19 protein-coding genes are annotated in these 25,387 nt (G+C 68.2%); 7 read left to right on the top strand and 12 right to left on the bottom strand.

Features of this window, described 5'->3' with window-relative positions; translation table 11 throughout:
- Position 1: 1 nt before the first annotated feature.
- The 5 genes from DB30_RS05130 to DB30_RS05110 form a co-directional block, all read right to left on the bottom strand.
- Entirely contained in the window at positions 2-1,303 is a 1,302-nt protein-coding gene (locus DB30_RS05130; RefSeq protein ID WP_052546850.1) for an Hsp70 family protein, read from the bottom strand.
- A 640-nt stretch (positions 1,304-1,943) separates the two neighbouring features.
- Entirely contained in the window at positions 1,944-7,529 is a 5,586-nt protein-coding gene (locus DB30_RS05125; RefSeq protein WP_052546849.1) for a protein kinase domain-containing protein, read from the bottom strand.
- Positions 7,530-7,565: 36 nt separating this feature from the next.
- Positions 7,566-8,024, bottom strand: coding sequence for a nuclear transport factor 2 family protein (locus DB30_RS05120; RefSeq protein WP_052546848.1), 459 nt, complete (start codon positions 8,022-8,024; stop codon positions 7,566-7,568).
- Between the two features lie 320 nt (positions 8,025-8,344).
- Positions 8,345-9,055, bottom strand: coding sequence for a metallophosphoesterase (locus DB30_RS05115; protein WP_052546847.1), 711 nt, complete (start codon positions 9,053-9,055; stop codon positions 8,345-8,347).
- Positions 9,056-9,169: 114 nt separating this feature from the next.
- On the bottom strand, positions 9,170-10,813 hold the full coding sequence (locus DB30_RS05110) for a hypothetical protein (RefSeq protein WP_146658070.1): 1,644 nt from the start codon (positions 10,811-10,813) through the stop codon (positions 9,170-9,172).
- 58 nt (positions 10,814-10,871) lie between these two features.
- Between DB30_RS05110 and DB30_RS05105 the strand changes: the two genes are divergently transcribed.
- From DB30_RS05105 to DB30_RS05095, 3 genes are read left to right on the top strand one after another with little or no spacing between them, the layout of a single operon-like run.
- Positions 10,872-11,684 (top strand): sulfite exporter TauE/SafE family protein, encoded by an 813-nt coding sequence (locus tag DB30_RS05105; RefSeq protein WP_052546845.1) that lies wholly within the window; start codon positions 10,872-10,874, stop codon positions 11,682-11,684.
- A gap of 27 nt (positions 11,685-11,711) precedes the next feature.
- On the top strand, positions 11,712-13,238 hold the full coding sequence (locus DB30_RS05100; RefSeq protein ID WP_146658069.1) for a tetratricopeptide repeat protein: 1,527 nt from the start codon (positions 11,712-11,714) through the stop codon (positions 13,236-13,238).
- A 54-nt stretch (positions 13,239-13,292) separates the two neighbouring features.
- Positions 13,293-14,579 carry a tetratricopeptide repeat protein gene (locus DB30_RS05095; RefSeq protein ID WP_052546843.1) on the top strand — a complete coding sequence of 429 codons (1,287 nt, stop codon included), beginning with the start codon at positions 13,293-13,295 and terminating at the stop codon, positions 14,577-14,579.
- On the opposite strand, the gene DB30_RS05090 is transcribed toward DB30_RS05095, so the two are convergent.
- The 7 genes from DB30_RS05090 to gap all read right to left on the bottom strand — a co-directional run bounded on the left by DB30_RS05090 (position 14,500) and on the right by gap (position 20,264).
- The gene (locus DB30_RS05090; RefSeq protein ID WP_146658068.1) at positions 14,500-15,408 is read right to left on the bottom strand and encodes a hypothetical protein; all 909 of its coding nucleotides are present in this window, start codon (positions 15,406-15,408) and stop codon (positions 14,500-14,502) included. The genes DB30_RS05095 and DB30_RS05090 overlap by 80 nt on opposite strands.
- Positions 15,409-15,795: 387 nt before the next feature.
- The gene (locus tag DB30_RS05085; RefSeq protein ID WP_052546841.1) at positions 15,796-16,704 is read right to left on the bottom strand and encodes a hypothetical protein; all 909 of its coding nucleotides are present in this window, start codon (positions 16,702-16,704) and stop codon (positions 15,796-15,798) included.
- A gap of 7 nt (positions 16,705-16,711) precedes the next feature.
- The gene (locus tag DB30_RS05080) at positions 16,712-17,032 is read right to left on the bottom strand and encodes a hypothetical protein (protein WP_153258235.1); all 321 of its coding nucleotides are present in this window, start codon (positions 17,030-17,032) and stop codon (positions 16,712-16,714) included.
- 178 nt (positions 17,033-17,210) lie between these two features.
- Entirely contained in the window at positions 17,211-18,416 is a 1,206-nt protein-coding gene (locus DB30_RS05075; protein WP_205632914.1) for a hypothetical protein, read from the bottom strand.
- 82 nt (positions 18,417-18,498) lie between these two features.
- Complete coding sequence (locus DB30_RS05070) at positions 18,499-18,891, bottom strand: hypothetical protein (RefSeq protein ID WP_052546838.1); 393 nt, start codon at positions 18,889-18,891, stop codon at positions 18,499-18,501.
- 39 nt (positions 18,892-18,930) lie between these two features.
- The gene (locus tag DB30_RS05065) at positions 18,931-19,206 is read right to left on the bottom strand and encodes a hypothetical protein (RefSeq protein WP_052546837.1); all 276 of its coding nucleotides are present in this window, start codon (positions 19,204-19,206) and stop codon (positions 18,931-18,933) included.
- A gap of 50 nt (positions 19,207-19,256) precedes the next feature.
- Positions 19,257-20,264 (bottom strand): type I glyceraldehyde-3-phosphate dehydrogenase, encoded by a 1,008-nt coding sequence (gene gap, locus DB30_RS05060; RefSeq protein ID WP_052546836.1) that lies wholly within the window; start codon positions 20,262-20,264, stop codon positions 19,257-19,259.
- Between the two features lie 195 nt (positions 20,265-20,459).
- Here gap and DB30_RS05055 point away from each other — a divergent pair, with 195 nt between their 5' ends.
- The 4 genes from DB30_RS05055 (at position 20,460) to DB30_RS05040 (ending at position 25,239) form a co-directional block, all read left to right on the top strand.
- Entirely contained in the window at positions 20,460-21,998 is a 1,539-nt protein-coding gene (locus DB30_RS05055; RefSeq protein ID WP_052546835.1) for a hypothetical protein, read from the top strand.
- 145 nt (positions 21,999-22,143) lie between these two features.
- Complete coding sequence (locus DB30_RS05050) at positions 22,144-23,781, top strand: sigma 54-interacting transcriptional regulator (RefSeq protein ID WP_052546834.1); 1,638 nt, start codon at positions 22,144-22,146, stop codon at positions 23,779-23,781.
- Positions 23,782-23,843: 62 nt separating this feature from the next.
- Positions 23,844-24,113, top strand: coding sequence for a MoaD/ThiS family protein (locus tag DB30_RS05045; protein WP_052546833.1), 270 nt, complete (start codon positions 23,844-23,846; stop codon positions 24,111-24,113).
- A gap of 4 nt (positions 24,114-24,117) precedes the next feature.
- Positions 24,118-25,239, top strand: a complete 1,122-nt coding sequence (locus DB30_RS05040) for a WD40/YVTN/BNR-like repeat-containing protein (protein WP_052546832.1) — start codon at positions 24,118-24,120, stop codon at positions 25,237-25,239.
- Positions 25,240-25,387 lie beyond the last annotated feature (148 nt).

Here is a 25,387-nt window from a genome sequence, read left to right as displayed (position 1 = left end):
GCTAGCCCAACCGCCGCCCACACGCGGCCAACCCCGCCGCGATCGACGAAAGCTCGTCGCCGCTGCTCAGCTTCTTCGCCCCAAACCGCGCCGCAAACTCCCGCCGCACGCTCGGCACAAACGCCGTCCCACCGGTCATGAACACCCGATCGATATCCCCCGCAGCCAGCCCAACCTTGGCCAGGGTCTCATCCAGGCAATCCACGATCGCCGTGACATCCTTCGCTATCCACCCCTCGAAGTCCCCCCGGCAGACCTCCGCGACCACCTTGAAGTCCTCATATTCATAGCGGAATTCAGCGGTCGCCCCAGACGAAAGCGCAATCTTCGCGGCCTCGACCGACTTGTGCAAATGAAACCCCTGATTGTCCTCGATGATCGCCACCAACGCGGCGATCGCCTCGGGCTGCTCGGCGCGCTGGTACAGCCGCAGCAGGTCACTGCGGGTCCGCTCGGTCCGCAAGAACGACAATTGATGCCAGTGCGACAGCTTGTAGTAATACGAAGGTGGGATCAGCAGGCGCTTATTGAACTCCTCATAATACGTCCCCTTCCCCAATTGCGGCGCCACAACATGCTGAATCAGCGCCGCGTCCAGGTTGTCACCCGCGACCCCAACCCCGCCGGTTGCGAGCACGTCCGCGCCGCGCTCGCTGTCTTCGCGCCGGCTCGGCCCGATCCGCATCACACAAAAGTCGGTCGTGCCTGCGCCAAAGTCAGCGACCATCGCCAGCTCGTCATGCTCGAGCCCCGCTTCGTAGTGATACGCGGCCGCGATCGGCTCGAGCTCGACGTGGACCTCGGCGATCCCCGCCTCGCGGGCGGCCGCGCGCAGCCGGTCCTCTGCGCGTGCGTTCGCCTCTTCGTCCTTCGCGCCCGCGAACCGCACGGGCCGGCCAAACACCGCCCGCTCGATCGGGACGCCAAGGCTGGCCTGCGCGCGCTCGCGCAGGCGCCTGAGGAACAGCGTGAGCAGCCCGTCGAGGTCGAGCGAGTGCGGCCCGACCATTGTGCGGCCGAGCGTCCGCGAGCTCAGGTGGGTCTTGAACGACTGGATCAGCCGGCCGTCGCCGAGCGCGTCGAGGTAGGCCTCGATGCCCTCGGGGCCGGCCGAATAGTTGATTGTGCCACGGAATTGCTGGTCCTCGAGATCGAAGAACAACAAGCTGCGAAAGCTCTGGGTCAGCTGCCCGAGCAGCGTAAAATCGGCGAAGCGAGGCCGACGATCTGGCCCGGCCAGCGCGACCACGCTGTTCGAGGTGCCAAAGTCGATCCCGGCGATGGAGGAGGCGCGCGCGCTCATGGAAGCGGGCACAGATAGCCGCTCACCGAAGTCAGGGCAACCCCAGTGAGGGTCGGCGGCTGGCATTCGGTTCAACGTCAAACCAGAATATTTTCGTGGCAGGCGATCACGCGGTTTCGCCTGGTTTTTCTGGGCGGCGACGCGCCCAACCTGGCCCTCGCGCTCCGGCGAATTTGCGCACGTCTACGCCGATGTCACGAGGCATCGATCTCCCGCGTCGGTGCTCGGCGTACCTGGCCTGGGGGCGCAGCTCGACACCTCGAAGGCAACGCCGAGCCCGGCCCGAGGTTGCTCCTGCGTCGCGGGGATCGTCAGGTCAGCTTCGCGGCCTGGCGCCTGGGTGTGCCGCGCTGGCCTGGGCACACCCTTTCGTCGCGCTTGCCGTGACCGCCTCGTTCTTCGTGATTGGCGCCCGCTCGCGGCTTCGCTTCCGTCGGCTTTGGCGACGCTTCGATCGCTTCGCGCCCGCGAGCGCCTGCTCCACTGCCGCCCGCGGCGGCGTCTCCGTGACTCGGGAGATCCAGGCTCCACGGGTCGCATGAACGAGTGGTTTGCAGCAGCGAGACGCGACTCCGGGGTCGTTCGGCCCGCACGGAGGCGCGAAGCTCCGAGCACGGGCGCACCGAGAAGGGCGTGAAGACTACCAACCCGCAGGCAGATCCAGAAAGAAGCGGGTGCCCTTCCCCGGCACACTGTCGACGCTCAGCTCGCCGCCGTGCTCGCGGGCGATCCCGTGAGACACCGCCAACCCCAGGCCGGTGCCCTGGTCACGCCCTTTGGTGGTAAAGAAGGGATCGAAGATCCGCGGCAAGATGTCGGCGGGGATCCCCGGCCCCTGGTCCTCGACGGTCAAGCGCACCCAGGCGCCGTGGGACGCGTGCTCCGGCCGCAAGAGTCGCTCGGCGCGAATCTCGATTTGCTTGGTCTCGTGGTCCCTACCAATTGTGCTGTTGAGCGCGTCGCGGGCGTTGGTGACCAGGTTCATGACGATCTGCTGGATCTGCTGACTCCGGCAACGAACCAGCGGCAGATCAGCCGGAATCGCAATCCGAAGCGTGATCTGGTCCTTGAATACGATCGAGTGAATCAGCGACAGCGTGCTATTGACGAGCGCGCCGAGGTTCGTGTCCGCCACTGGCGCCAGCCCCTCGTGGCGCGAGAACGACAGCAAGTTGCGCACGATCGTGGCCACGCGTTCGGATTCATGAAAGATCTCGGCGGCGAATTCTTCAACCAGCTCCCGCTTGTGTGGGCTTGCGCTGATCAGCTCGGCATAATTCATGATCCCCTGAATCGGATTGTTGATCTCATGAGCGACGCCGCTCGCCAATGTACCGATCGCCTCGAGCCGCTGCTGCTGTCGCATCTGGGCCTCGAGCGAGCGCTTGTCGGCCTCTGCCTGCTTTCGCGCGCTGATGTCGGTTGCGATAGCGATCGCCTTGCGATGCGCCCGCGCGCCAGGCTCGGCTCGTCCGCCGACCTCGATCGGCGCGAGCCGTGCGGTGTACCAGCGCGAGGGGCCGACATCACGGGGCACTTCGATCTCGAGCTCCCCCGCGACGCCCTCTGCGAGCACCCGCTCGACGGCGTGGTTCCAGTCCGCCGCCGCAGGCGACCCCGCGAACAGCTCGGGCATCTGGGCCCGCTCCCCGGCGCCGCCACGCGAGCCCACTTGCGGCCCGGTGGCGGTCTGCATGCCGCTACGGTTGACAAACTCGACCTCGCCGTCCTCGTTGATCAAGGCGATCACGTCGGGCGCGCCGTCGACGAGCGAGCGCCAGCGGGCCTCGCCTTCGCGCAGCGCGTCGTGGACCCGGGCGTGCTCGAGCGCGCCCGCGGCTTGTCCCGAGATCAGCTGAAGCACGTCTAGACGCTCGGGCGTGAAGCAGCTGCGGCTGAGCCGGTTTTCGAGCACGAGCACGCCTTGTGTGCGCTTGGCGTGGGTGATCGGCATTCCCAGCAGCGACAGCACACCGCGCTCCGCGATGTACGGGTCGTCGCAAAACCGCAGGTCAGCGCCAGCGTCATCGAGGACCACGGGCGTGCCCGTGCGCAGCACATAGTTGATGAGTGAGGTCGGCGCGCTCGCCCCAGCGCGAGCGAGCGCCAGCGGCTTGCTGGGCGCGACGACGTCGAGGCCCGCCGCGGCGACGATCCCAAACACGCCCGCGTGCTCGAGCACGAGCATGCCGTGATCGGCGCCCGCGTTGGTGATCGCAACATTCAGGACCGCGGCGGTGACTTGGTCCAGGCGAAGGTCAGCCCTGATCGCGGCGACGCTGCGCAGCACGCTGTCGAAGTCGAGCGCGCCCGCGTGACCGCGACGCCCGGGGCTGCTCGAGCTGGTCTCGAGCGGAGCGCGGGGCCGGTGTGAGCTCGAGCCGGTGCCGCCCGAGTCGGCTGCGACCGCGAGCGGAAACTCGTGACTGTGCGCGGCGCGGAGCTGGTCGAGCTTCGCCCCTGCGCCCCACGCCGCGTAGGCGTTCCATGCCTGCTGACGCGCCCCCGCGGCGTAGCCCGTGAGGCCGTCTTGCTCGGCGAGCGCGGCGAGCTGTTCGGCGGCGAGACCTTCGACCCAACGGCAGCCACGCTCGAACGCGTGGGCGCGCGCGCGCTCCAGCAAGATCCCAGCCTCGCGCGTGGATGCATCGCTGGCGGCGATCAGGCCCTCGGCGAGGTCGAGGTAGTGCGCATAGTTCTCGCTCGAGTTCGCGGCCCAGCGGCGAACGATCTCGATGGCCCGCTCGCCAACGCGGGCCGTTGGCGGGCCCGCCTCGCGCTGGCGCTGGGCAGCGACGATCGCCGTCAACGCCACCCGCGGGATCACCCACGACGCAAACAACACCCGCTCGACGGTGTCGAGGATCCGTGCGCAAAGTTGCAGCGCTTCGCTCGACTCGCCGAGCACCAGGCTGACCAACGCACGGTTGGCGATGGTCACGTAGAGCGAGTAGCGGCTGCCTCCTTGGGCCTCGATCTGATCGGGCTGCAAGCACGCGCGCGCCTGCTCGAGCGCGTCTTCACTCGCGCGACCGCCAAGCACGACACCGATCGCGTGCAGGCTTGACGCGGCCCCACACGCCTCGCCCGAGGCGCGGTTGCCAAGCTCGCGCTCGAACCGATCGCACAGCCGGCCGAGCACCTGCAGGTGCGTGCCAACCTCGAGGTGCATCGACAGCGCGACGGCGCCTGTGTAGCCGGCCCACAGGAAGTCTCCGACCTCGAGCGCGCGTGTGTAGGCGCGGTCCATGCGTGAGAGCGGCTCGACAAACGGCCGCCCCAGGTGCGCTACGAACAGCTGCGTGACCGCGTCGACACGCACCTGCGTCGACCTCGAGTCGACACACTCGGCCAGCGCGATCGCGGCCCGCGAGGTTCGGATCGCCCCCTCGACCTCGCCCAACATCGAGCCCACGCAGATCGACAGCTGAGCGAGGCCCAGCGAGGTATCCGGGCACACGCCGTGGCGCAGCACCCAATCCAGCTGGGCGCTGATCAGCACGATGTACACGTTTGCGTCGATCACGTAGGCCGCGGTCTTGGTCGGCGTCAGGATCGTCATGACCGCCGCGACGCGCTCGTCAGCGCAGCGCCCCATCGCAATGAACTGCTCGCCGTCGAGCCCACGCACCCGGCACCACGCTCGCTCGAGAGCCCCTCGCGCGTCGGCGGCGGAGGGCGCGGGCTCGACCGTGCAACCGTGGCGGCCCAGCGCCGCGAGCCCAAACTCGACGGCCTCGGCGTTGCGGCCACACAGGTTCAGGTGTGCGATCCAGCTCGCAGCCACACGCGCGTGCTCGCGCGGCCGCAAGGCCCAGCCCAGCAGTGTCGTGAACGCTTCCTGGGCCAGCTGCGAGCGCCCGCAAGCGGCCATCACCTGAGCGCGCGCAAATTCGAGATCGAGGATCGTCTGATGACCCGGCGCTCGCTCACCAAGTCGCGCGACGGCCTCGCGCTCGCCGACAACTAGCGCGAGGCCCTGCTCGAGGTAGCGCAGCGCTGGCTCATAGGCGGCGCTCTGAAGCGCCCATTGGCCAGCCCGCAGATTGAGCTTGGCCAGCCCGATGCGCGTGGACGGCTCGAGCGGGCCCGCAGCAGGCAGCCCAGCGTTGAGGTGATCGACGACCGCGAGCAGCCCCTCGGTCGCCCGAGGATCCAGCTGCGCGAGCTGCTGCTGACCGATCCGCCAACGCAGGCGCTGGCTCAGTTCCACCCCAGCTTCGAGCCGGGCGGCCTCGCGCACGCCGTGGTGGGCAAAGCGGTACTCGCCGCCAACATGATCGAGCAACCCGGCGGCGACCAGGTCATACAGCGTCGCCGTCAGCTCGGCGCTGGGTCGCTCGCAGATGAGCTCGAGCGTGGCGGGATCAAAGCGGTCTGCGATACAGGCCGCGCGCTGCAACAACTCGCGGACCCGATCGGGCAGCGCCGCGAGCTTGGCGGCCATGAGCTCGAGCGCGTCGTCGGGGATCCCGGCGGCCCCGATCGCGTCATCGTCGTAGGTCCACCCCTGCGGACCGGGTCGCATCAGCCCGGCTTCATACAAGTGCGTGAGCAGCTGGCGGATGAACAGCGGGTTGTTGTCGGTCTTGCGGATGACGAGCTCGGTCAACGCCCCCAGCGTCGACGCGGGACGGCCCAAGGTGTCGGCCAATAGCTGCTCGACCGCGGCCCGAGACAGCGGGCCGAGGCGGGTGACCCCGACCCGCTCGGTGGGGAGCTTCTGGATCAAGGGATCGAGCGAGTCCAGGCCAGGCTCGTGGGTACGCACGCTGCCGATCATCAACATCGCGCCATGGCGGCCGCCGTCGAGCAGCGCCTCGAGCAGCGCGACGCTGCTGTTGTCAGCCCAGTGCAGGTCCTCGAGCACCAACACCAACGGCCGACCGTCCTCGCAGAACACCGACAAGAACCGCGCGAGCCCGAGGTGCACCCGGTTGCGAGCCTCGTGTGGTTCGAGCGAAGGGGACGCGGGCTGCTCGCCAAGCACCAAGGCGAGGATCGGGAGCAGCTCGATGACAGCGCCGCCAAGCCCACCGAGCGCCACCCCAAGACGCTCACGCCAGCGACCCAGCCGCGCCTCGCTCTCGGTCAAGAGCTGTTCGATGAGTCCGACAAACGCCTGCACGAACCCGGAGTAGGGCCGATCGCGGTCGAACTTGCCGCGCCCGACGTAGCTGCCATAGCCCGCGACCGTCACCTCGAAGTTGGCGATCAACGCCGACTTGCCGATCCCCGCCGGCCCGGTCACCAACAACAAGTGGGCGCCATCGGTTTGGATCACGCGCTCGAGCTCGGCGGTCAGGCCCTCGGCCTCGACGCTTCGGTCGTAGAGCTGATGTGGCAGCTGCAGCTCATGCGGCGTGTCATTGCGGCCCAGCACGAAGCTGTCACCCTCGTCGGCGCTGGTCAGCAGCCGATTGAGGTGACGCAGATCGGCGGCGAGACCGGTGGCCGTCTGGTAGCGGTGCTCCGGCGCCTTGGCCAACAGCTTGATGACCACGCGGACCAAGCCGTCCGGCAAACCAGGGCGGTGGACCGCTGGCGAAGCGGGGACCCGGGCGAGGTGAGCGTGAATGAGCTCGAGCGGCGCCGTGTATTCGAACGGCCGGCGTCCGGTCAGCAGCTCGTAAAACGTCACACCGAGCGAGTACAGATCGCTGCGAAAGTCGACCGGGCGACCCGTACGGCCGGTCTGCTCAGGGGAGATGTACGGCAGCGTGCCCTCGAGCACGGCGGGGTCGTAGAGATGACGACGCTCGTTCTCGAGCAGCACCGAGATCCCAAAGTCCGCGAGTTCGATCCGGCCCGAGTCTGGATCAATGAGGATATTGGTGGGCTTGATGTCGCGGTGAATGATGCGGCGGGCGTGGACCCGCGCCAGGATGTCCGCGAGCTGGACCGCGACCGCCATGAAGCGCTCGAGCGAGAGCGCGCGACCGCAACAGTGGACCGCAAGGTTGACACCTGGTGCTCGATCGAGCAGCAGCACCAGCTGCTCGCCCACACGCTGCAGCTCGAGCGCCCGCACCACCCCCTCGACGTCCAACGCCTCGAGCAGCGCAAATTCGTGCTCGACCCGGGACTCGATGTCCTCGTCGCCGAGATCGAACACCTTGGCGATGACCCGGCGACCATCGGCCCGGCGCACAGTTTCGTAGATCTGGGACTGCCCCGAGGCCCGCAACAACCGGGTGTCGCGGTACCCTGTCAAGGGGAGGCTCATGGCGCATGCCTCATGGCACGGCTCTTCGCCAGCGGATCAAACGGGGGGGATGAAAAAGCCGCTGATCGATTGCTTGATCTTCCAACCCCCGGGCGTGTGCCGGTATATGTCGTCGTACGACCCGGAGAGTTCGACGACGGTGGCGTCAGGGCCAGCCGGGAGCATGCGAATCAGGTAGTACCAGCTGCCCGTGGCGTGCTGGCCCTGAACGTCGATCAGTGGATTCATCATGTAGTGGGTGCTCCACCGGGTCCCCTGGGGAAGCAGGTTTTCGAACGCGTTGAGCAGCGCCGCCCGACCCTCGTACTTGCCGTAGGGGCCAAGATCGAGCACTCCGTCTTCGGTGAACAAGTCCGCGAGCGCGATCGCGCTCGCCGCCCCGGGTGTGTTGAATACTGCGTCGGAGTTGCGGGCATAATGCGCTTTGAGCTGCTCGAGCGCCTGACGAGCCTCCAGGTTGCGAATACGATGGGTGTCGTTGTTGGGATTGGGCATTTTGTGATCTCACGACCGCCATTGCGCACCATGCGCGATTGAGCCGCGCGTCGCTTCCCCATCATCATATACCAAGCGGCAGTCAACTGGGGCCGCGTTTTGAAGGTTCTCGCTCGCCGTGGGTCCAGGTGCGAGTCCGACCCACACGCGTTTCATGAGAATGAGTATTGCGCAGCAGCTCACGGCCGCCTTCCATCAATGTCAACCGTTGCATTCCCAGTCAATGCGATTGTCGCAATTACCAAGCTCGAGGATGTCAATGTCACCCTCGAGACCATGCTCTCGGTCAGCTCAATCGCGACTCCAAACTGATCGGCGCTCTAGACCTGCACGACGCGGTCCTCCTCGAGACACCAGGCCGTCAGCCGACCACCGTAGACACACCCCGAGTCGAGCCCGATCGTGTTCACCCCCCGATAGTGCCCACGCCGGGCCCAGTGACCGTGCACGATCAACGCCTCGCCAGCATAGAACGAGTCCCACGGTCGAAACGGCGGCGGGCACCGCTCGGGTGGCCCATCGAAGCGGTTGCGCTCGCCTTCCGCGGTACAGCAGCGCACCCGCGTAGCGAACGAGACGTCGTCAGACTGCAGCCAGTCGTCGTCGTGCTCGGCACCGTTGATCCGCGCGGCTGCAGCGTGGAGATCGAGCCAGCGCGGATCGACCCCCGCGTGGACCAGCCACACGTCGCGGCCGCCATCGACGCCAGGCAGGAACGCCATCGCCGGCAGCGCTCGCAGCGACGCGAACAGCTCCTCGGCGTCGGGGGCGGCGAACAGCTCGCCAAGGGTGTCGGGCTTGCGCGGCCACCGTCCGGCGCGGGCACACAGCGCGTAGACTTCGTGGTTGCCGATCACCCCGCGCCCGCCCAGCTCGCGCCAGCGACGGAGCGTCGCCAGCGAGTCGGGGCCGCGGTTGATCAGATCACCGGCGGCCCACAGTTGATCGTGAGTTGGGTTGAAGGCGATCGCGGCGAGCAGCTTGTCGAGCTCGCGGGCGCAGCCTTGCAGGTCTCCGACGATCCAGCGCACGCGCGCAGACTAGCAGGAACGCAGATGGCCGCCCGGAACACCTGCGTCGATGCATAGCCGAGCCGGCTATCGCGTGCTCGAGCCCAACACCAGCGAGCTGCAGGCGCACCCGCGCTACAGCAGCTCGATCAGCCCGGCGACCTCGGGCAGCTCGTCGTCGCCGATCGTGTGCGTGAACCCGTAGCCAAGCTGCCCATACTGATTGCTGCCCCAGCAGATCACGCCCTCGCTCTCGAGCACGGCGCAGGTGTGGACGGCCCCTGCCGAGATCATCTTGGCCGGGCCGCCGATCTGCGCAGGGTCGCGATCGGCCGGCACATCGACCAAGCCGACCGACTCTTCATCGCCGTTGCCGAGCTGCCCCGAGCCTGCCTCGCCCCAGCAGCGCACGTCGCCCCCTTCCAGGATCGCGCAGCTGTGCTGATACCCAACCGCGAGCGCGATCGCAGGTCCACCCAGCTGGATCGGCGCGAGCTTGGCAGGCGTCTGGCCGGCGAGGTTGCCCCACGCGGTGCCGCTGCCCTGGCCAAGCTGACCCGAGAGGCTGGCGCCCCAGCACAGCACGTCGCCCGTCGAGAGCAGCGCGCAGCTGTGGACCAAGCCGACGCCAACGTCGACGATCGTGGTGCCGCGCGGTAGCTCGGGCGGGATCAGCTCGAGCTCGCCGGCGATCTCGGGGTCTTCGTTGTCGCCGATGTGCTGGGTGCTTCCGTAGCCAAGCTGCCCGCTGTCGCCACGGCCCCAACAACGCAGGCCGCCGCTGGCCATGATCGCGCAGCCGTGGGCGCCGTCGACCGCGAGCTTGACCGGCTCACCGCCAAGCGCGACCACGGGGACATCGAGCGGGACTTCGTCGTCGCCGATGTTGGCGACACCGCCCAGGCCCAGTTGCCCGTAGGAACCCCCGCCCCAGCAGCGCAGCTGCCCGGCCACGCGCACGCAGGTCTGCAGCACGCCAACGTCGATCCCGTTGACGGGGGCGATCAAGTCGACCACCGCGAGCCCCTCGAGGGTCTCGTCGTCACCAATTGCCGGCTGCTCGGCGCTGTTGCCATAGCCAAGCTGGCCGGCCGAGTTGAAGCCCCAGCACCGCACGTCGCCGTTCTCGAACAGGGCGCAGGTGTGCACACCGCCTGCTGCGATCTGAACGGCGGCCGGCAGCGGGAGATCGGGGACCGTCGCAGGCACCTCGTCGTCGCCGATGTCTTGGCTCTCGCCCGAGCCGATCTGGCCGCCGCCGTTGTGGCCCCAACAACGAATGCGCCCGCCCTCGATCAACACGCAGGTGTGGGCCCCACCCAAAGAGAGCTGGAGGATCTGCGTCAGGGTGCAGTCGTTGTCGCAGCCGTCGCCCTCGATCGCGTTGGAGTCGTCGCACGCCTCGCCGGGATCGACCTTGCCGTCGCCGCACAGGTCGAGCTCGCAGATGCCGTCGACGCAGACTTGATCGTCGTCGCATGGCTCCTCGATGCCACACGGACAACCCACCCCGACGCACGGCCCGGTCTCTTCTTCGGACACGGGCTCAGCGCATACCCCCGCCATGCACTCGAGGCCTGGATCGCAGCCGCCGCCAAGCGTGCAGTCACAGCCAAGCGCACCGATCACGCAAGCGTCGCCGGTGCCGCTCTCGGAGCCGTTGTCGCCCACGCTGGAGCCCTCGATCAGCAGCTGCCCGCACCCAGCCGACCCGGCCGTGAGCAGAGCGATCGAGGCGACCAGCCCGATCCGGGGGATCCTCAGAGTCCGGGTCCGCACGCGCACGGCACAAGCTATCACCTCTCGCCAAATACACAGAGGATGCTAGCGTCCGCCAGTGCAGCCCGCGCTCGACGCGATCTCGGCCCTCGACCTCGGCGGTCTGAGCTTGCTCGGCAACCCCTGGCTCGACCTCGCGCTGTTGCTCGTGGCCGGGGTCGCGGCGGGGGTCATCAACGCGATGGCCGGGGGCGGCTCGTTCTTGGCGATCCCGGTGCTGATCGGTCTTGGGTTGCCGGCCGGCACCGCCAACGGGACGCTGCGGGTCTCGATCCTGGCTCAGAACGCGATCTTGATCGGCACCTTCCGCCGCAGCGGCGTCCGTGCCCCTCGCTCGAGCCTGGGCCTGGCGGTGCCGATCATCGCGGGCGCGCTCGGGGGCGCGTGGCTGGCGACGCGGCTCGACGACCAGCTGTTTCGCCCGCTGATCGGCGCGCTGCTGCTGGCCTGGGCGGTGGTCTTGGTGGTCAAGCCACAGCGCTTCTTGCACCCACCAGACGAGGAGCGCGAGCCAAACTGGCTGACCTATGTGCTGGCCCTCGCGGTTGGTGTGTACAGCGGGTTCTTGCAAGCTGGGGTTGGGTTTCCGCTGCTGGCGTTGCTCAGCGGGCAGCTTGGCTACGACCTGGTCCGCGCCAATTCGGTCAAGGCCAGCCTGATCTTCGCGTCCACCTGCGTGGCGCTGCCCGTGTTCGTGATCGCCGATCAGGTCGCGTGGGCGCCCGCGATCGTGCTCGCGGCCGGCACCATGCTCGGGGCCTGGCTGGGGGCGCGCTGGCAGCTCGAGAAGGGGGCTTCGGTCGTGCGCTGGTTCGTGCTGATCATGGTCGCGATCGCGGGCGTGACGATGTTGGTTTCCGCGTTTGGCTGAGCGCCGCGCTGGCCTACACTCGCGGGCGTGTCGCTCCCGTCGGACCTTCTCTCTGGGCTGCCAGCTTCGTTGCCACAGTCGCGGGTTCGCGCGGCGATCCGCACGCCCGGGTCGCCAAGCTCGATCGGCGGCGAGAGCTGGTTGCTCGAGCTCGACGACGGGCTGGCGATGATGTGTCGCTCGTCGATCTTCGACCCGCTCGAGTGGCTCGCGCTGGCCGAAGATGGGGCGCCAGCGATCGAGCTGAGCTCGAACGGGTTCTCGTCCACGCTCGCGGTCCGCTGCGCGAACGGCAAGACCTTCGAGCTGCGCCCGGGCTCCAGCGATGTCGCGGGGGTCACGGCGCTGCTCGAGCGCGCGCCGAAGCTGGCGAGCGCGCCCGGGTCGAGTGCCGAGCCCGCGCCTGCCTCGAGCCCGGCGCCCGCGGATCCACCGTCGCCCACGCAGCTGAGCCCGGCGAGCGCTCGCTCGCAGCTGGACGCTCTGCCCGGCGCGGTGAACCAGGCGGCCGCACGCTCGCAGCTAGACGCGTCGCCCAGCGCGGCGGAGCCACCCGAGTCACGAGCGCGGCTGAACCAAGCGCTCGCGCAGGGGAATTTTCGTACGGCCTTGGAGATCGCCAGGCAAACATCGAACGGCAGCGAGCCCGACGCGGATCTGATCGCCGTGCTCGAGCTCGCGGCAGCGGGCGACTTCACGGCCGCGTACGTGTGGACCCGCGGCGTGAAGCGGCCGCCAGCACCCCAGCACGGGCCGCTGTTCGCCGCGCTCGCGGCCTCGCTCGAGCGCGCCCACGAGCCTGCCCTCGCGTGGTCCGCCTGGGAGGAGGTCGACGATCAGCACAGCTCCGAGGCCCGCGGCCGGATCGAGCGCGCGCTCGGACACAACGGTCCAACGATCGCCCGGGCGGTCGCCGAGCAGGCCCGAGCATGGTTCACCGAGCACGTTCAGGCGGCGCCGGAGAACATCGAGGCCATGCGGGGGCTCGCCCACGCCCACACGGATCTCGACGAGCTCAGCGAAGCACAAAAGTGGGTCAACGCGGCGATTGCCAAAGATCCCCAGCACTTCGACACGCGCATGCACGCGACGCACATCCTGTCGCTGATCGAGGTCGAGACCGGGGACAGCCGGGCGCTGCTGGCCGCGCTCGGGCAGATCGCGGACGAATTCCCGACCCGCTCGGAGCCGCTGCTGGATCTCGCCGGTCACGTCGAGTTTGACGATCCCAAGCTGGCGATCCGCTGCCTCGAGCGCGCGCTCGAGCGAGAGTTCGACGCCTACGCCGTGACCTCGCTCGCGGATCTGTACGCGGCCGCGGGCCGCCACGTCGACGCGGTCGCGGTGCTCGAGAAGGCGCTGCGAAACCCGAAGCTCGACAACGACGACCGCGAGCAGATGCAAGACCAACTCGAGCGGTCCCGCGCGCAGCTCGGCGCGCTCGCGCCCACGCCGGGGGCCGAGCTGAACGCGACCGCGCAGAGCGGCTCGCGGGGCTTCACGATCATCGTGCTGTTGATGCTCGCCGCGCTCGCGTACTTGCTGCTGCAGTGAGTGCCGGCTGGGCCGGCGGGGAATCCTTGCCCGGGCTCGCGCGTAGCTGCGCCGATGCTCACCCAGGACCCACGCTCGTTGTTGCTGCTGCCGGTGGTGGGTCTGTGCTCGTGTGTGGTGTCGACCGAGCTCGCGGCCACGGCGACGCCCGAGCTTGGCCAGACCGGCGCGGGCTGGATCGAGAGCGACGCGTCACGCGACCCGCTGACCATGTTCGAGGCCACCGTGCGCAGCGGCCAGGCTTCGCTCGCGGCCGGGCACTTCGCCGCCGCCAACGAGTCGCTGCAGCTCGCGGCGAGCATGCAACCCGAGCGCGCCGACCTTCGCTTGGCCCAGGCCGAGGCGCTGCTTGGGATGCAGCAGTTCACCGCGGCCAAGAAGCTGTTGATCGAGCTTCAGGCCGAGGCGCCAACCCACACCGTCACGGCGATCGACAGCGCCCGCGTGCGCGTGCACGAGCGCTCGCGGGCGGTTGGCTTCACCCCCTGTGAGGCGAGCGTCGATCCAGATCGCCGCCCGCTCGCCCAGACCAACGACTTCCTCGCGGCCTGGAATTCCCTGCGCGGCGGACTGCCAAGCGCCAACGAGATCCCGATCACCTCGCTCGATCCACGCGGTCGCCCTGGCTACCGCCACAGCGACGACGCGCGCGCGCAGATCATCCCTTCGAGCGCGGCCCAAGCCCGCGAGATCTTGTGCGGCGCGGATCAGGACTGCGAAGTCGACGAACCCCGCCTGGTCCGGCTGGAGCTATACAACGAAGCAACGATCGGCCTGGTGGTCCCGCGCGCCGACGGCAGCGTGTCGGTGCTGGCGGATCTGGTCCACCCCACCTGGACGAGCTGCGGCGACGAGACCTCGCTGTCGCTCGAGCGCTTCGGGGCGCTGCTGCGCGTGCGGGTCGTGAGCGACAGCCGCGAGGAGGTCGATCCAAGCGACTGGGCGCTCGACAGCTCGGCCGGGCTTGGCCCAGTGGTGGCCAGCTCGGGATACTACGCTGGCGCGGCGTCGTCGGGCTATCAGAGCTCCGGCTCGTCGGGCTATCAGAGCTCCGGCTCGTCGGGCTATCAGAGCTCCGGCTACGGATACGGATACGGATGCGGTGGCTACGACTATGAGTACGACCACACGTACGGCTATGAACCGTACGCCTGCACGGCTACGGCCACCGTCGAGCGTGACTTGTTCATCCACCTCGCCAGCGGGGAGGTCGTGCTCGACATCGTGCGCAGCGGCGCGCCCAGCAGCCAGCTCGGCCAGGTCACGACCGAGCCCAGTCAGGTCCACCTCGACGCGTGCGGGGTTGATGACACGTTGAGCCTGAGCTGGACCCAAGCCTGAGACCCAAGCCCCAGACCCAAGCCCGAGGCCCAAGCCCAAGCCCCAGACCCAAGCCCCAGACCCAGACCCAAGCTTGCTGGTCGTCGGCGCACGCCTCACCCAGCGTTGCGACCGAGGCCCCACCGCCAACACCCACCCAGTCCAGCGCCGGATCACCGCTGGCCAGGGCCTCGAGCGAGAGCCCGCGAAAGTAGTCCCGCTCGGCGCGGCGGTAGCCCAGCGCCCACAGCAGCTCGAGCAGGTACAGCGGCAGCAACTTCGCGCTGGCCCACCACTCGTCGACGAGGCCCCACAGCCCGCCGATCGGCGTCCACGCCAGGCGCAGCAGCCGACTTCGCAGGGTGACCGTTGCTGGATCACCCCAGATGAACTCACGCACGGGCTGCCAGCGATCTTGGAAATTTGCCCGGGGCGGGACGTTGGCTTCGAACAGATGCGAGTAGGCCTGCAGACCCGAGGCCGCCGCGATCAGGGTGATCGGCCGCAGGTACCAGGCCAGCTCGGCCCCCTCACCCACCGCAAACCACGCCCCAGCGGTTCCGACCAGCCACAAGCCCGCAAGCACGGCGAGCGCGACGGCGCCCCACAATTTACTGCGCAGCTTGGCGGCCATGCCCACGTACCAGGCAGCCAGCAGCGCCAGCACCAGCAGCCCAGCGTTCATGAACATCGAGCCGGGCGACCCCGTGTGGATCGCCAGCGCGTAGAACAACAAGGCGACGTTGACTGGAATGCACACGACGTGGGTGAGCCACGCCCCCCCCGAGGTGTGCAGGATCTGATTGAGGTAGATCTGATACTCGAGATTCAAGCAGGTGACATGCGCCATGGGCGTGACGCTGATGTGGTTGATCGCGCGTGCAACCGGCCCAGGCTGCCCTCCAGGGGCAAACAACCGTGGAAACAAGCGCCGCCAAAACTGCTCTTCCTGGGTCTGCGCGACCAAGCGACGCGATACCCCGCGGGTGGGGCTCGAGAATTGCGCACACCCCAACCACGGCCGGTTTCGCGCTATTGGAGCTTGAGCGTACATCTTCTCGACCAACGCAATGCATCTTGCCCCAGTCAAAGCGCTCATTTCAAGCTACTTTTTAGAATCTTGGTAATCCACGCAATGCCTAATTCCTACAGTCACGAACCCTGCATCCCAGTTCACCGTGGCATGAATACGCACAGTCCCACCTCCGTGACCAATATGACTGCGTGAATATGGGGTCTAGCGAGCCCGCCAGGCCGCGTCGGGATCCAGCCCGAGCGCCCGCAGCTTGGGAAAGATCTCCGTCTCCAAGCAAGAGTAGAAGATCACCGCATACTGCAGCTCGCTCAACACCCCGAGGTTGGGCTCGCCGCGCTCGATAATGACCTGCGTGTTGGCCACGTCGGCGATCCTGACCTTGCCGCAGACCGAGCGCTCGAACCCGGCGAAGTCTGCCGCGAGCTGGGTCTGCAAGTCCGCGCGGGCGGCCTCGCTCAAGCGCGGCAGCAGCAGCGCGAGCGCCTCGAACCCAAACGTCGCGTGCAGGTGTTCGTCGCGGAGGATCTGGCGACTCACGGCCTCCGCGGTTGGCTCGGTCGTGACCACGACCAGGGCCTCGAGCATCGGCTTGGACAGGGTCTCGCCCAGGCAGCAGGCGGTCAGGATCGAGCCGGCCGCCCACGCCAAGCGCGGCTCGGGATCCAGGCGCGCGCGCGGGCTTGGTGGGTCTTGCCAGGGCGGTCGCGGCTGCGGCCAACGAAACAAGGTGGGCTCGATCGTGAGGCCCTCGGGCCAGATCGCAAAGGCCAACCGCGCGCACAGCTCGGCGTGACGCACCTCGTCGGTGATCATTCGGGCGAGCACGCCAAGCAGCTCGAGCTCCACGCACGCGCTGGCGAGGACCTGGGTGAGCTGGCCAAACTGCTGGACCGAGCCGTGCTCGTTGCGAGCCCGGCCGGACCACTGCAAGGCGGCCGCGCGGCGGGCTTTGGTGGACCAGGGGGCCGGATCGAAGCGCTCGAACGCGGGCCACGGATCCCGGTGAACCTGCTTGCGGTGCGCCCCGCCAAGTCGCTCACCAGCTGGCGCCAGCATGTGCTGGGTGGTGGGGGGGATCGCTCGTTCGCCGTCGGGCGCTTGCTCGGCCATGCGCGGCTCAGTCTGGCGAATTGACGGCGTTGGACTTGGGAGGGGGGAGAAGGGAGGGATCCGGCTCGGGGCCCTCGTTGACGTTGAGCTCGATCGGCGGATCTGGCTGTGGAACGGGCTGTGGATCGGGCACGGGCCCCTCGTTGGGTCGCGGGACGGGCTCCGGCTCCGGCGGCGGGAGCTGGTTGACCTGCGGCTCCTTCGGCTTGGGCTGCTGCTGCTGCTTTTGCTCTCCCTTCTCCGTACAGCCCGCGACCGCCAGCGAGAGCGAGGCTGACAGCAAGCTGGTGCCGACAGCGAAGGTCAGTCGACGGGGAGGCGGGCTCATGCGTCCATCATCGCAGCGCAGCAGCGCCGGCCGCAAGCGCGACGCCTGGTGCTCTTCGATGAGCAGTTCGCCGCCGCGACGGGCCTCGAACGTGTCTTGTCGATCGTGGGACCGCTGTGCAAAGCGACCTACCGTTGCTTCGGCGAGCTTCGGCGACAAGTGAAGACCCCAACTCGGGCTACCCGCTGACAGGCTGGGGACACGGCACACCACACGCGCTGGCCCATGCCGTGATCCACTCGTTGGTTCGCGCCTCATCATCCTCGGGCAGCTGCGGCGGGTCCTGCCCGATCAGCGCGAAGATCGCGAGCAAGGCGTCCGCCCGCGGGTGACCGCCGTGTGCGTGCTCGTCGACGATCGGGCACAGCCGCGCCCCCAAGGCCGGGATCAGCGAGTTCGTGCCGTGCACACCCGCCATCTGCACGAGCCGCGCATGCACCCACCAGGCCGCGAACTCGCCGTAATAATTTTGGGACAGGCCCTCGGCGAAGCGCTCCGCGAAGAAGCGCTGGCTGTCGGTATCTGGATCCACGCGGCTGAGCGCGGCGGCGTTGACGACGGCCGTGAGCGCGGCTTCGGCCAAGCTCGCCGGGATCCACACCTCTTGGTCTTCGGAGCCCATGTAGCCAGACCACGCCATCCCGCGCGAGCGCCCGCGCGTGTCGGTGAGCCGCACGAAGGTGTGCATGTCACCGCTCGACATGGAGTACGATCCAGAGCCGGACTTCGGGGGTTCGTTGGCCTCTACGGTCAACGCCGCGCGTGCGTAGGTCAGCGCGTCGTCGAGGTCCGTGGCCGCGACCTGGCCGCGAAAGGTTCCCATGTCCTCGGGCCGCCCGTAGTAGCTGGAGTTGCGCAACACCAGCAGGTCCCACCCGCTGGCGTCATCGGTTCGGCGCAGCCGCGCCAGGTTGAGGGTGCCCCCGTGGCCGGATCCCCATTGCAAGGTGATCTCGTGAATGTCGCTGACGGCACCGAGCCGATCGCAGCCAAAATCAATGTCGAGCTTGTGGGGGTCGTGCGCGAACGACCAGGCATCGCGGACATCCTTGCGCAGCTTGGTCTGGATCGACTTGGGGAGCTTCCAGCACGCCCCGGTCTGCGGTTGCCCGGCGAGCTTGGGCGCAACGAGGACGCTTGGGTCGGGGGTGAAGTCGAGCGCGGGGCAGCTGATTGCCGGCTCGCTGGTGTCCGCGGCTTGGTCGACCTCCGAAGCCGCGGGTTCGTCGGTGTGAGGCGACTCGACGGGGATGTCTGGCGCGACGTGAGCGACCCGTTGATCCGCGCAGCCCCCGGACCCGAGCAACCCCGCCATGAAGAACGACAGCATGAGCGGCGGGGCGAGCTTGGCGTGGTGCATGCCGCCACGACGATAGCCGGTCACCAAAGTTCCACCCGCACGAACTGCTCTCTCCTTGCTCGAGACGCTCGCCCAGATCGGCGACGGCGTGCCTGCGTGAAGCGGCTCAGTCCTGCGATGGAGCTTCCGGCCGCGTATTGACGCGTTTGGGCTCCGTCGCCGGCTCGAGATCGGGGACACTCGCGGGGTTGACCATGACCTGGGGATCCGGCGGCGGAATTGGCTCGGGCTCGGGCTCGGGGCCCTCGTTCACGTGGGGCCCCTCGACCTGTTCGGGATCGAGCCCGGCATCGGATGGCGCGACGGGGTCGGGCTCGACGGGCTCGAGCTCGGGCGCGACCTGGTTGACCGTGGGTCCCTCGGGCTCGGGGTGCTTGTCCGCCCTGTCGGGCCCGGGGTTGGAGGTCTGCTCGTCACAGCCCGCGACCCCGAGTGACAGCGACGCCGTCAGCAAGCTGGTCCCAACGGCAAAACTCAGTCGACGCGGCGGCGGGCTCATGCGCCCAGTATCGCAGCGCGAAGACGCCAGCGACAAGCGCTACTCGGACTCGGACTCGGCGGCGTTGGGCTGGGTGTTGACGTGCGGCGGCTCTTCGCCCTCGATCTCGTCAACGTCCTCGCCGTCCTCGCCGTCCTCGCCAATAGGCTCGTCTGGCTCCGGCTGCGGCCCCTCGTTCACGTAGACCTCCTCGGGCGGCTCGGCCACGTTGACGGTCGGGCCTTTTTTCTGACAGCCGGCCGCGCCTGTGGCGAGCGACGCCGTCAGCAGGGTGGTTCCAACGGCAAAGCTCAGTCGACGCGGTTGCGGGCTCATGGCTGGATCATCCAACCATGGCCCGCCCGCGCGCAAGCGAATATCGGCGCCTACTCGCGCCCAGCCATGTAGACCGCAAGATCCACGCAGCGGTTGGCGTAGCCCCACTCGTTGTCGTACCAGCTGAGGATCTTGATCGTGCGCGCGCCGATCGACATGGTGCTGAGGCTGTCGACGATCGACGAGTGCGGATCACCCACGATGTCGGCCGAGACCAGCTGATCCTCACTGACGGCCAGGAACCCAGCCATTGGGCCTGCTGCAGCTGCCCGCAGCGCGGCGTGGACCTGCTCGATCGTCACATCTTTGGCCAGGTTCGCGACGATGTCGGTGACCGATCCGTCCGGCACCGGCACCCGCAGCGCGACGCCGTCCATCTTGCCGGCGAGGCTGGGGATCACCTCGGCGGTGGCCACGGCCGCGCCCGTCGAGCTGGGCACGATCGAGACCGCGGCCGCGCGACCGCGGCGGTAGTCCTTGTCGGCTGGCTGATCCAAGAGCGCCTGGCTGACCGTGTACGCGTGGACCGTGGTGATCAGGATTGACTCCACCCCAAAGCTGTCCTCGAGCACCTTGGCGACCGGCGCCAGACAGTTGGTCGTGCACGACGCGTTGGACACGACCTGGTGCTTGGCCGGGTCGTAGCTGTCGTGGTTGACGCCCATCACGACCGTCAGGTCGGGGCCCTTGCCCGGGGCCGAGATCACGACCCGCTTGGCCCCGCCCGCGAGGTGACCCGCCGCCGCCTCGCGCTTGGTCAGCACGCCCGTCGCCTCGATCACGATGTCGGCCCCCCACTTGCCCCACGGGACCTCAGCCGGGTTGCGGGTCTGGCTGAAGGGCACCCGCTGATCCCCGACGATCAGCGCACCGTCCTCGGCGCGCACGCGCTTTCCGAGCCGGCCGTGAACCGAGTCGTACTCCAGTAGGTATCCAAGGTTGTGAGGGTCGGCGAGATCGTTGATGCCCACCACCTCGATGTCGTCGCGCTCCGATGCGATGCGGAACACCGAGCGACCGATGCGTCCAAACCCGTTGATGCCGATGCGAGTCGTCATTTGCCGGAGTGTACGCCTGTTCTGGGCGCCCACGGACATGCCGCACACACAGTCGAGAGCCAAAGTGATCTTGTGCGCGGCCGCACACGCCATCGCAGCCGAGCCCCCGCCGCGCCCAATCGCCCCCCACAGCGGACGCAGCCGGCGGACGGCCCAGTGTCCGTGAGGGTCGAAAAATAGCGTACCGTTCGCGACATGCAGCAGTTGGGTCTGCGCGGCGTGTTTCGGGTCCCCGAGCCAGACGCCAAGGTCGAGGGCTGGCACGTCTCACCGCTGATCGACCTCGCCGCCTACTCACTCAGCTGGGTGTGGGTGCTGGTGCCCTTGCTGCTGCTGGGGCCGGCCCGCGCGGACTACCTGTTCTGGTACCTGCTCACGATCGGGCTGACGGATCTGCACCGCCACTTTGGCCTGCCCTACGTGTACCTGGACAGCCAGGTGCGGGCCCGCTATCCGGCCCGGTTTTGGCTGTTCCCGGCGGTGTTGTTGCTGGCGTGGGCGGCCAGCCCCTACCTGGCCCACAGCGAGCTGGTGCTCAGCCCCGTCGGTGCGTGCGCGCTCGCGGGCTTGGTCGTGCTGCTCGTGCAGATCCTGCGCCGTGACGGCGGCGAGGCGGGCGTCCCCGTTGGCGAGCTGACCACGGTGCTCGGCGGAGCGCTGAGCGCCGCGCTGTTGCTCGACGTCTGCACCCGCAGCCTGCGGATCGATTTTGACGGCGCGTGGTGGTGGTTTGGGGCCGCGCTGTTTGCCTCGACGTGGTTCGACTCGCAGCGGATCCGCCGGAGCGCGCAGGCGCCCGCGACCCCACCGACCGAACAGGCGATCGCCAGCCTCGGCGGACCTCGGTTCGCGGCGTCCATGTTGATCCTGGCGCTCATGGGCCTCGCGCTGGTGATCCGCCCCTGGCTCGAGCGCCACCAGGTCCAGCCCGGGGTCCCGATCGATCAGCTGATCGCGATCGTTGGCGTGCTCGCGGCGCTGTGGAATTTCTGGCACGTCTACATGCAAAAGTACGGGATCATGCGCCTGTACAACGCCAAGGCGCGCGGCCTCGCGCAGGACCAGCAAGAAGTACCAGGGTGGATCGATCGCGCGCTGGTGCTGTGCTGGCTGCCGCTCTACTTCGCGTACCTCGGCCCGCTGTACCGAGAGATCGCGGTCGACTACTTCGACGACGCGGCGGCCGTGCTGCCTGGCTTCATCGACTTGCTCGAGCAAGCCATGCCCGTGAGCTTGCCGGTGACGATCGCGTTCGTGGTCGTCATCCACGTGCTGTGGCTGCGCGCCGAGTTCCGCGTCAACCGGCTGCGCAGCGCCCCGCGGCTGCTGATGGCGGGGGGCACCACCGGCCTCGCGCTGTGCTTCTTCGTGTTCGACCCGGTCAAGGTCTACCTCGCGTTCGCCTTCTCCCACGCCCTGGAGTACTGCGTGTTCGTGTGGGCCTACCAGCGCAAGCGCTACCAGAGCGCGCTCGCGCACGGCCCCGTGCTTGGCCACATGTTGCGACGTCCGCTGTGGTTCTACCTTGGGATGATCCTGGCGTTCGGCGTGGCCTTGCTGCTGCTCAAATATTGGGGCCGCTGGATCATGCCTGACGCCGATCGCCCGGAGCTGTTTGGTTACCGCACCGCCTACTGGTTGGGCTTTTGGGGTGTGTACCAGTCGCTCGTTCACTTTTACTTCGACGGATTTCTATGGAAGATGCGGCTGCCATCTGTACGCGCGAACATCTGAGCGTCCGCGACCGCCCGGGACCGTCGGTCACTCCGAGCGACGGTTGGCAACCGTCAGACAGTCCCGCTTCATCGTCGATCGGCCGCCAATCGTCCCGGCATCGCGGGTCAGAGCTTGGCACCCGGCTTGCTCTGTCACGTGGGCGATGGACTACAAGCCCCCTGCCCGAGCCGACTTCGCCTTCGCCCACCGCAACGAGCACACCATGAGCGACGAGGCCACAGTCCCGCGACCCACAACGACCGAGCAGCGCGCCGACGTCATTCCCACGCTCACGATCATCGCGCATCCCAACCCGGAGCGCGTCCCCAGCCAGCTGCGCATCAACGGCACCCTGCAGCTCTCGCGCAGCTCCCCCGCGTTCACGCAGCTGTCCGACGGCCACCCACGCCCGCTCGGCGATCGCTACCTGAGCCGCAGCCCGGTCATCATCAAGCCCGAAGACGACGCGATCTGGGTGCTGCCGGGCGAGCGCCGGATCGAGGTCATCGCCGACGGAAAGGTGCTGACCGAGCCGGTCCGCTTCGAGCCCGCTGACATCGAGCGCGGGGTGATCTTGATCCTCCACGGTCGCGTCGCTCTGTTGCTGCACTACGGGCCCAGCAAGTCGCAGCCCGGGATCGACACCTTCGGGCTCGAGGGCTGCAGCGAGGGCATCGAGCAGGTCCGCAACGACATTCGCATCGTCGGCGACCTCGAGGTCCCGGTGTTGATCCGCGGCGAGTCCGGCACTGGCAAAGAGCTGATCGCCCGCGCCATCCACCGCGAGAGCGACCGCGCGGATCGTCACTACGAGGCCCTCAACATGGCCACGCTGTCCGCTCCGCTCGCGGCCTCGGAGCTGTTTGGTCACGTGCGTGGCGCGTTCACGGGCGCCGACCGCAACCACACCGGCTGCTTCGTTCGCTGCCACGAGGGCACCTTGTTCCTCGACGAGATCGGCGAGACCCCGATCGACACCCAAGCCCAGCTGCTGCGCGTGCTCGAGACCCACGACGTGCGCCCGGTCGGCGGCTCTTCGGCCCAGACCGTCAACGTCCGCGTGATCGCAGCCACAGATGCGGACCTCGAGGGCGCCGTCGATCAAGACGGGTTTCGCGAGGCGCTGCTGCAGCGCCTGGCAGGGTTCCGCATCTCGATCCCGCCGCTGCGCGACCGCCGGGTCGACATCGGCCCGCTGCTCTATCACTTCGCTCGCACCGAGCTCGAGTCAATCGGCATGACCAAGCTGCTCGAGACCGGCGACCAGGAGCAGCCATGGATCTCGGCTGCGACCGTCGCCCGGCTGACCAGCTACCACTGGCCCGGCAACGTCCGGGAGCTCCGCAACGTGGTCCGGCAGCTCGTGATCGTGGGCCGCTATCAAACCGAGATGTCGCTCGGCAGTGATCTCGACGCGCTGCTGCGGCCACGCACCGAGCCAATGCTCGAGGTTGGCGGGCCCAGCCCAGACATCTTCGACACGCTCGAGGCTCCCCGCGCGCCCGCTCGGCACCTGTACCGGCCCCCCAGCGAGGTCTCGGAGGCCCAGCTGCTCGAGGTCCTGCGGGCCAATCAATATCGGCTGGCGCCAACGGCGAAGGCGCTCAACCTGTCACGAACCTCCCTCTACGCGCTCGTCGAGCAGTCCTCGCAGATCCGCAAGGCCGCAGACCTCGGCGCCGAAGAAATCACCGCCGCCGTGACCCAAGCCGGGGGCAAGCTGACCGCTGCCGCCGCTGCGCTCGAGGTCTCGGCCCACGCGCTGAAGCTGCGCATGCGCGCCCTGGGTCTGGCGGGCTAGCGGCTTGTTGCTTGCTCGATCGGTGCGGGTCCCCCCATCATGGACGAGACCCGCGAGCGCCGATGCCCACCGTCAACTTCACGGCCAACCTTCAACGTCACGTGGTCAGCCCCACGCTCGTCGTCGAGGGCGTGACCGTTGGCGAAGCGCTGGCCGCCGTGTTCGAGCAAAACCCGCGGCTGCGCGGCTATGTCGTCGACGAGCAGGGCGCGGTCCGCAAGCACATGAACGTGTTCATCGACGGCGTTCAGGTCCGTGATCGCGTTGGCCTGAGCGACGCCGTCACACCCCAGTCCGAGATCTACGTGATCCAGGCCCTGTCCGGAGGTTGAGTTCGTGAGCGACACGCTGCTGGTATCTACACGCAAGGGTTTGTTCGAGGTCCGTCGGCACGCATCGGGGTGGTCGGTCGATCGCGCGTCGTTCCTTGGCGACAATGTGACGCTGGCGATGGCCGACGTGCGTGACGGCAGCTGGTACGCGGCCCTCGACCACGGCCACTTCGGCGCCAAGCTGCACCGCTCCGAGGACGACGGCGCCAGCTGGGTCGAGATCGGCGCGCCCGAGTACCCGCCCAAGCCCAACGAAGAAGATGACGTCGGCGCCGACGGCCGCAGCGTGCCGTGGGCGCTCAAATTGATCTGGTCGCTCACGCCCGGCGGCCCCGATCGACCCGGCGAGCTGTGGGCCGGCACCATCCCGGGCGGCTTGTTTCGGTCCCACGACCACGGTGAGACCTGGACCCTGATCGAGTCGCTGTGGCGCCACCCCGATCGCAAGCGCTGGTTCGGCGGCGGCGCGGACTATCCCGGGATCCACTCGGTGCTCGTTGATCCCCGCGACTCCTCGCGCATGCTGGTCGCCGTCAGCTGCGGCGGCGTATGGGAGACCACCGACGACTGCCAGACCTGGACGGTGCGCGCAGACGGAATGCGGGCCAACTTCATGCCCCCCGATCAAGCTGGCGATCCGGTGATCCAAGATCCCCATCGCATGGTCGCGTGCCCGGCCAACTTCGATCACCTGTGGGTCCAGCACCACTGCGGCATCTGGCGCAGCCGCGACGGCGCCCGCAGCTGGGTCCAGATCGAGGAGGCGGGCCCTTCGACGTTCGGATTCGCCGTCGCCGTGCACCCGCGCGACAGCGACACCGCCTACTTCGTGCCCGGCATCAGCGACCAGCTGCGCGTACCCGAGGACGGCCGCGTGGTGGTGACCCGGACCCGCGACGGCGGCCGCAGCTTCGACGTGCTGCGCAAGGGCCTGCCGCAGGACCACGCCTACGACATCGTGTTTCGCCACGCGCTCGACATCGATCAGACCGGCCAGCGCCTCGCGTTTGGCTCGACGACCGGCAACCTGTGGGTGACCGAAGACGCGGGCGACAGCTTCACGCAGATCCGCGGCCACCTGCCGCCGATCTACGCGGTCCACTTCGTGCCCACGCTCGGCCGCTGAGAAGGGTGTCGACGCGCGCGCAGGCGCAGCCGAGCACGTGTCGAGTCGGGCCGACTGGGGCTAAAAAAGAGAAGAGGCCACGAACAAATCACGTGTGATTTGAGCGTGGCCTCGTTCCCCAGTCGGTCGGACCGAGGGCCCGAGCGAA

This window comes from Enhygromyxa salina, assembly GCF_000737335.2.
Classification (GTDB): Bacteria; Myxococcota_A; Polyangia; order Nannocystales; family Nannocystaceae; genus Plesiocystis; species Plesiocystis salina_C.
Note: the sequence above shows the minus strand (reverse complement) of the source record. Positions and strands in the feature narration are given on the sequence as shown.